5 protein-coding genes are annotated in these 7,536 nt (G+C 57.3%); 1 reads left to right on the top strand and 4 read right to left on the bottom strand.

Annotated elements, in window-relative coordinates; genetic code table 11:
• Nucleotides 1-797: IS256 family transposase (locus tag ACYSM9_RS19545; RefSeq protein ID WP_461858612.1), on the top strand; the 797-nt coding region annotated here is incomplete at its 5' end.
• A gap of 1,821 nt (nucleotides 798-2,618) precedes the next feature.
• Here the strand turns inward: ACYSM9_RS19545 and ACYSM9_RS19540 are convergent.
• The 4 genes from ACYSM9_RS19540 to ACYSM9_RS19525 form a co-directional block, all read right to left on the bottom strand.
• Nucleotides 2,619-3,962 carry an MFS transporter gene (locus tag ACYSM9_RS19540; RefSeq protein ID WP_461858611.1) on the bottom strand — a complete coding sequence of 448 codons (1,344 nt, stop codon included), beginning with the start codon at nucleotides 3,960-3,962 and terminating at the stop codon, nucleotides 2,619-2,621.
• A 77-nt stretch (nucleotides 3,963-4,039) separates the two neighbouring features.
• Entirely contained in the window at nucleotides 4,040-4,981 is a 942-nt protein-coding gene (locus ACYSM9_RS19535) for a hydroxymethylglutaryl-CoA lyase (protein ID WP_056394567.1), read from the bottom strand.
• Nucleotides 4,981-5,895: an SMP-30/gluconolactonase/LRE family protein gene (locus ACYSM9_RS19530; protein ID WP_461858610.1), complete on the bottom strand. Its 915-nt coding sequence runs from the start codon at nucleotides 5,893-5,895 to the stop codon at nucleotides 4,981-4,983. The genes ACYSM9_RS19535 and ACYSM9_RS19530 overlap by 1 nt, the downstream gene beginning before the upstream one ends.
• Complete coding sequence (locus tag ACYSM9_RS19525) at nucleotides 5,892-7,496, bottom strand: AMP-binding protein (protein ID WP_461858609.1); 1,605 nt, start codon at nucleotides 7,494-7,496, stop codon at nucleotides 5,892-5,894. Before ACYSM9_RS19525 ends, ACYSM9_RS19530 begins: the two co-directional genes overlap by 4 nt.
• Nucleotides 7,497-7,536: the final 40 nt, after the last annotated feature.

Raw genomic sequence — 7,536 nt, 5'->3', positions numbered from 1 at the left:
GTAAGCCCGGAACAACTTTCTCCCACCACGGCGCGACAGCGACCCTGAACCGCTATCCGGTGCTTTTCGTTGACGCGGTCGTGGTCAAGGTCCGTGACGGGCAGGTGCGCAACACCCCGTTCTATGTCGTCATGGGCGTGACCGCGAACGGGGAGCGGGAGATTCTGGGAATCTGGGCCGGCGACGGCGGGGAGGGTGCACGGTTCTGGCTGCAGGTCTTTTCCGAGCTGAAGAACCGGGGCGTGGAGGATGTGTTGATCGCCGTCTGCGATGGGCTCAAGGGCCTGCCGGAGGCGATCACGACCACGTGGGAGCGAACGGTCGTGCAGCAGTGCGTCGTGCACCTGATCCGCAACAGCTTCCGATACGCCGGACGCCAGCACCGCGACGGCATCGTCAAGGCGCTCAAGCCGGTCTACACGGCCCCGTCCGAGCAGGCGGCGAAGGACCGGTTCGCCGAGTTTACGGCCGAGTGGGGTCAGCGATACCCGGCCATCGTGCGTCTCTGGGAAGCCTCCTGGGCTGAGTTCGTGCCATTCCTGGAGTACGACGTGGAGATCCGGCGGGTGATCTGCACGACGAACGCGATCGAGTCGATCAACGCACGCTACCGAAGGGCGGTCAGGGCACGCGGGCACTTTCCAAACGAGACCGCTGCCCTGAAATGCCTGTACCTGGTCACCAGGGCTCTTGATCCCACCGGAGGCGGCAGGGCACGCTGGGTGATGAGGTGGAAGCCTGCGCTGAACGCGTTCGCGATTACCTTCGCCGGTCGGTTCGAAAGAACCATTCACTAATGAAAAACGGCCGGACCCCACACACCGTTTATCGGACAGTCCCGACAAAGATCTTGCAGCCGGCGTTGGCCGGAGAGGCGGCAGAACCTAACCGCAGCCAAAGTCACTAGGCCCACGAGGACGTCTTCGATGATCAGCTTCAGCAGGCTGTCCAACGACATGGGATCGCTCCCGTGGTACTACCAAGTTATGGTGGGAAAGCGGTTCGAGCCGTTGGCTGCCCAGATCTAGTGGCTGATTGTCAGGGATGGTCGAAAAGTAAGCCAATTTTCGGGCTCGGCCGCCCGGCGGTCAGGTATCCGTGGGGTCAGGCAGAATTTCCTGGCACTTAGAGTTGCAATCTGGTCGGCGCCGGCATTTGTTCCCACGGAGCATGTAGATGGGGTGGGCCGGGGTCCGCTTTCACGACATAGCCGGCGACGGCAGATATCGGCCCTCGTGCCGCCGTGGTCTTGTCCGGGGCGGTCGAAAAGTGAGCCACTGGTTGCGGCGAATTAGCTCACTTTGGACCATTGCTGTATCAGCGATGAAGCTAATCTGCTACGGGCATCGACGCGGTCACACCGGGCATATCTTTGGACCACGACTTCCTGCGAAGACCCAGCGGGATGGCTGTCCTGGGCTGAGCTTGTCGCCGCCACCCACCAGGCGGTCTACTAAGCCTTTCAGCTGCCCCACCCCTGCCCTTGACTTGCTGAAATGTTACGGAGTCTCAGTCACGGCCTGGCTTGCCACCCAAATCAGGCGGAAGTGGCCCGGGCTGCCTTCGCGGCCTCCTTCTCGGTATAACACCACAGCCAGCCGAGCAATAATCCTTGCACGCAGCAATTAGACAGCCCCCGGACCCCACATAAATCCACGGATTTGGAACCGGTCCAGGACCTACCCGGCAACCGGGACACGGATGCAATAGTCCAACACCACGCCGTGCTCCGCCGGAAAGAAGGGGCCGTGCAAAAGTAGCAAACCTACTTGAAAGCCGGTGCTCAAAGACCAGTCCAGGAACGCGTCCGGCTCTGCCCCCTGGCTCACTTCCGGACGTTCTCGAGTTCGGCTCGGCACGTAACCCAGTTGCTGCTTACCGGCAGCCGCGTTCCCTTCAAAACCAGTGCACGACCACAGATCAAACACCCAAGAGACATGCAAGAACCCCAGCAACCCTAAGCGCCCAAAGCATAGCTACCCCCCGACTTGCCCCTGTTGCTGGCAAGTAGGACACTCCCATACACACGTTTTGCCCTAAACCCGCATTAGCAGCCCTTCCGGAACGCTGTGGAGATTTCCCCGCCTGCCGCCAGTCCCAAAAAGGCCATGTCCCGACTCCAGCCATCAGCGGGAGCTCCTTGGGGTCGATGGTGAAAAAGCTCCCGCATTCCTAAATCTGAAGGCTCGGATCCCTGCTGTAACGAATGCTCTCAGACGCATTCATCGCAGCAGGGATCCGAGCTATGGCGCTGCACTCCCGCTGCGACCACCGCTTTTTCCACCTGCCCGATTTTTACGTCGGTGGCACCGACAAGTCGCCGACACTGAGGTGGTCACATTCGGCAAGAGCCGCTATGAGTGGTTGTGCTGGCGGCAGACACCGACTACAGCCAAAGTCTGTGCCCGGCCTGGTCCATCCTCCGGATCTTTGATGCAGCGTTGCGCCGTGTTCGGATGGAGCGCGCAAAGACGGCGGCAGCATCGCCGGTCCCTGCCTCGTGGAGGATTGCCCAGCAGGCGTTGGGACTCGGCAGCTCTCACTCTGCCCTCTCCCTATATCCGTGCCGTCACGCTACGTCACTGGACCAAAGGATTCGAGTTGGACGTGTAGTCCGGTTACCGAGGAACTGCCGGCTGCAGGGGGGTGCGGTAGGTTTCTTTCATGAGGGTAAGTGCGACTAGAGCAATTACGGCCTCCAATCCGAAAAAGATAACGTACGCCCAAGCGTTGTTGTTAAACGCGGCGGCCAAGCTCGAAGCAATCAGAGGTGAGAATCCTGCGCCCAACAGCGTTCCAATCTGTTTTGCAATTGAGAACCCAGAGAAGCGAACCGGCGTCGGATAGTTCTCGGAAATGAGTGCTCCTTCAACGCCGTACATCAGCGCTTGTGCCACCCCAATAGCTACTACCATTCCGCAACCCACAAGTAGAATATTCTGTGACGGCAGTAAGTACAGGAAATAGACCGTAACCGTTACCATGGCGAGCGGAATACCGATGTAGTAGTTGCGTTTTCGTCCTCCCGAGTCGGATAGGCGGCCACTGAGGGGAATAGTAATCAGCGAAACAACGCCCGCGACCATGGTGGCGACGGTAAGTCCGGTCACTGAGAGACCGTAGTTCCGAGGCCCTATCGACAGTGCAAAAGTCGCAACGAGGTGGTAGAGAGTGGAAGCAACCATTGCCAAGGCAATTCCGGCAAGAGTAGGCCGCCATGCAGTTCGGAAGACTTCGAGAGCAGGAACCTTTATGATCTGTTGTTTCTTCGCAAAAGCCGGCGATTCGGTGATACGGCGCCGGATGTAAGCACCGATTACAACTAGGATAACGCTGCCCAGAAATGGTAGGCGCCATCCCCAGGAAAGTAGGTCTTCCCGTGGCATCAGACTTAGCAATGCAACGGAACCAACTGAAAGTATTACCCCGACGCTGGCGGTTGCCATGACGATTGAGCCATACAGGCCGCGTCGGTTATCCGGAGCCGTTTCAAGGGTGAGGAGCGTGCCAGCCCCCGTTTCACCGCCGACGCCAATTCCTTGAATAAATCGAAGCGTCACCAGGAATACGGGTGCCCATACGCCTATGGTTTCGTAGGTGGGCAGCATACCAATACCTACTGTAGAGACACCCATCACGATCAGAGTCACCATGAATATCTTTTTTCGACCGACTTTATCCCCATAGTGGCCGAATACGATGCCTCCAAGTGGCCGCGCGCCGTATCCTACGGCTAACGTTGAGAACACAATAATGGTGCCGACCACAGGGTCGAATGTCGGGAAAAACAGCTCGTTGAACACAACGGGCGCCAGGAAGCCGTACAGGAGAAAGTCGTACCATTCTATCGTGGTGCCCAGCGCGCTCGATATTACTGTTCTTCGACGGTTTGCCTGAAGGGAAAATGATGTGCCTTGTCCGGAATTCGGTCCCGCTGAAGTAGATAAATTGTTGTGTGCCATGCCTGTTCCTGACCGTGTTAACTAGCGTTTACAAATGAGCTTGTATACGAAAAACCTTTGAATTAGTGGATCTAAACTCAGCGATATGTGTGTAGTGCGCGTCCGCGCATGACTTTCCCGGGAAGGGAATGTCCCACAATGGATTCGGATTGGAGGGCGACATCGATAAGGCGGTCAAGGTCGACCCCGGTGTCGATTCCCATTTCGTGGCACATGTGCACGAACTCCTCGGTGGCGATGTTCCCGGCGGCGCCGTGGTCCCCGCCGAACGGGCATCCGCCCAACCCCGCGACCGAGGCATCGAAGTCGCGTGCTCCCAGCTGCATCGCCGCGTAGGCGTTGGCGATACCCATGCCGCGGGTATCGTGCAGATGCATCCGAATGTCGTGTTCCGGCCAACGCTCCCGAACTTCACCGACGGTGCGGCGAATCTGTTCGGGGTTGGCCCACCCCATGGTGTCCGCCAAAAGCAAAGTGGGGATATGAACACCTGCGTCCGCTGCTACTGCAAGCGCACGCGTAAAGCGATCGATCACAGCACCCAGGTCGATGTCTCCGGCGTAATTGCAGCCGAAGGCCGCCGCGACCGACAGGTAGGCCACTGGTACGTTCGCATCGCGGGCGACAGCGAGAGAGTCCGGGAGGTCGGCAAGCACCTGCTCGGTGGAACGTCTCATGTTTTTGTGGGAAAACTCCTCGCTCGCCGAGACGACCACTGCGGCCTTGACGTCCAAAGTGCCGACCGCGAGTGCGCGTTCGAGACCCTGCTTGTTCAGGTAAACACAGGTATATTCGGTTCCCGGCTTCCGGGTGAACCCTGTTGCGACCTGCTCGGCGTCCGCCATTTGCGGCACCCACTTCGGTGAGACGAAAGAGGTAACTTCGATCTCCGGGAAGTTGCACTCGGACAGAAGGTTCACCAGACGTATCTTCTCCGCCGTCGAGATTGGTCCCTTCTCGATCTGCATACCCTCACGCGCGCCTACTTCACGCACCACGACGGACTTAGGCAGTGTCATTAGTCATCCTCCTTTGGGGACACGGCCGGGGACGTCGCTCCTACCAGCACGGGGCACTTTGCTTGATGGGTTTGCAGTCCAGGGACGTCGTTAGTCAAGTGATACACAGCACCAACACGCTCCGCCGGGTTCAAGGACCCCGTGGTGATGAATACATCGTCCATTGCAGTGCCGCCGAAACAAACGTTGGTCACGATTTCCTGGGGAATGTTAACGGTGCGCTGCAGACCTCCGTCAGGACCGAAAACAAGCACACGGGATGCGAACGCGTTTGCTACCCAGACACTTCCATCAGCCGCAACCGCTAGCCCATCAGGGATGCCCGCGTCTATCGTGGCGAACAGACGTGGTTCGCCGACACGGCCGCTGGCAACGTCGTAGTCATATACGAAGACAGCCTGCTGACCAGAATCTGCATAGTAGAGGCTGGTATCGTCTGGGGAGAACGCCAAACCGTTGGTGTGCCGAACCTTAGGTGACGGTATTAGACATCGGGCGGATCCGTCCAAGTCGATGAGCCAGAGACTCCCGTGGTCGGAGAGATGGTTTTCCTCGGTGGGCCGAGACCCTAACATACCGGCTAGCACGCGGCCCGCTGCATCGGCACACATATCGCTGAATCCGACCATTCCACTTACTTCAGGGGTGTTGTCTAACAGAACGACCGTCGACGATACATCGGTTCCCTTGTATGCGACATTGCGACCGGATACGACAAGACCGCCGGACTGATGACGCACTAACCCGCCGATTCCTCGTCGGTGTTGCACGATAGTGGCGGGGCCAGCTCCAGTCTCGTTGAGACCAAATACCCCGCCCCCCTCGGCGTCTGCGAATACCAAGCCGGAGGTGGGATCCCAGACCGGCCCCTCCAGTAAACGAAATCCTGCTGCTATCTTTTCGAGACGGGTCATAGCCGACCAACCTCGATGCCTTCCGACACGCGATCCCACAACTGCTTGACGTTGGATTGCGCATCCGTGCGAAGCGAATGCTTTTGAATTTTTCCGCTCTCAGTTCTCGGCAAGTCTTCGCGCGTATCGATAAATCGCGGCACCATGAAGTAAGACATTCGTCCCTCACACCACCTAATCAGATCAGCCGGCACAAAGTTGTGGCCTGGCGTAGTAGTAAGAGAAACGCCCACTTCTTCGTCTCCGTCAATCGCGACCGCATAGGCACAGACTTCCGCAATGCCCTCGTAGTCCATCAACACCTGCTCAACCTCGAACGCAGATATATTCTCACCGCGCCTGCGGATTGCGTCCTTCTTTCGATCCTTGAAGTACAGAAATCCGTCTGCATCGCGAATTCCTAAATCTCCGGTATGGAACCATTGATTCCGCAGACTAGCCGCTGTTTCGGTTGGCATCTTGTAGTAGCCCGAGGCACTATGCCATGGCGTCTTTGTGCGCAAGACAATCTCGCCCAGTTGTCCGTCAGGTACCTCGAAATCGTTATCATCAACAATTTGTACCTCGAAATGCGGTGACACCATTCCGCAAGATCCAAACTTACCAGGAGGATCATCGACCGTCGAAAAGTTTGAGACCCCGAAATCGGTTAATCCGAAACAGGACACTAGCTGGACATGCCAGCGTTCTTCCATTTGGCGACCGCGGTCTGGTATGGGTCCCGCCATAATTTGGCGAAGGGTGTTCTTGCGCTCATATTCGGATGGATCAAGATTCCAGAGAATGTCACCCATTGAACCTAAAAGGTTTGTCAAAGTGGCACCGTAGGTATATATGTCATGCCAAAACTTGGATGCCGAGAATTTGGGCTTTACAACGACCGTGGCTCCGACCAATAAGCACCCATAAGTGGCGGAATGCAAAGCATTCCCGTGAAACAAGGGCATAGATACGTACATGATGTCGTCGCTGCGATAGCTGTGTGCATCGGCGAACCCCCCGGCCCACGTAAGGGCGTACGCGTGTGTGTACATAACGGCCTTCGATGGGCCGGTCGTCCCTGACGTGTACATCAGGAAGGCTTGATCGTTGTACTTCACGGCAGTTTTGGGCGCAAGTGTATTGCTGGACCGCAGATCGGTGAACTTCAAGACAATGAGACCAGCAGGCAGGTCAGCGCCAGAGGGCGGCTCACCGACGATGATCAAGCGCTTCAAAGAGGAGGTACCGTGGATGATCGCCGCGATATGCGGAAGGAACTTTGCATCCGCGATCAGCGTGGTGGCATCAGCGTGATCAAGATTGTAGGCCAGCCCCTTGCCTCTCGCCGATGTGTTCAGCGGGACGGCTACGGCGCCTAGTTTCCCTAAGGCGAAAATCGAGAGCAAAATCTCTGGACCATTACCCAACATAACTGCTACGTGTTCGCCGAAATCAACTCCAGCTGAACCCAGGCCGTTGGCGAGTCTGTTGGTTTCCAGCTCTACCTCCTGATACGTGAAACTGACTGTTTCGAAGACCAGGCACGGTTTGTCACGGTGTCGTATGGCTTGGGTCGAGAGAACCTCTCCGATCGTCAAGTCTCGAAGGGCGAACTGCATCAGAACCTCACTTATATAGATTGCGCTCTCTGGATCCAGA

Source organism: Arthrobacter sp. C152 (assembly GCF_054890965.1).
The sequence above is the reverse complement of the archived record's forward strand: the minus strand, read 5'-3'. Positions and strand labels throughout refer to the sequence as shown.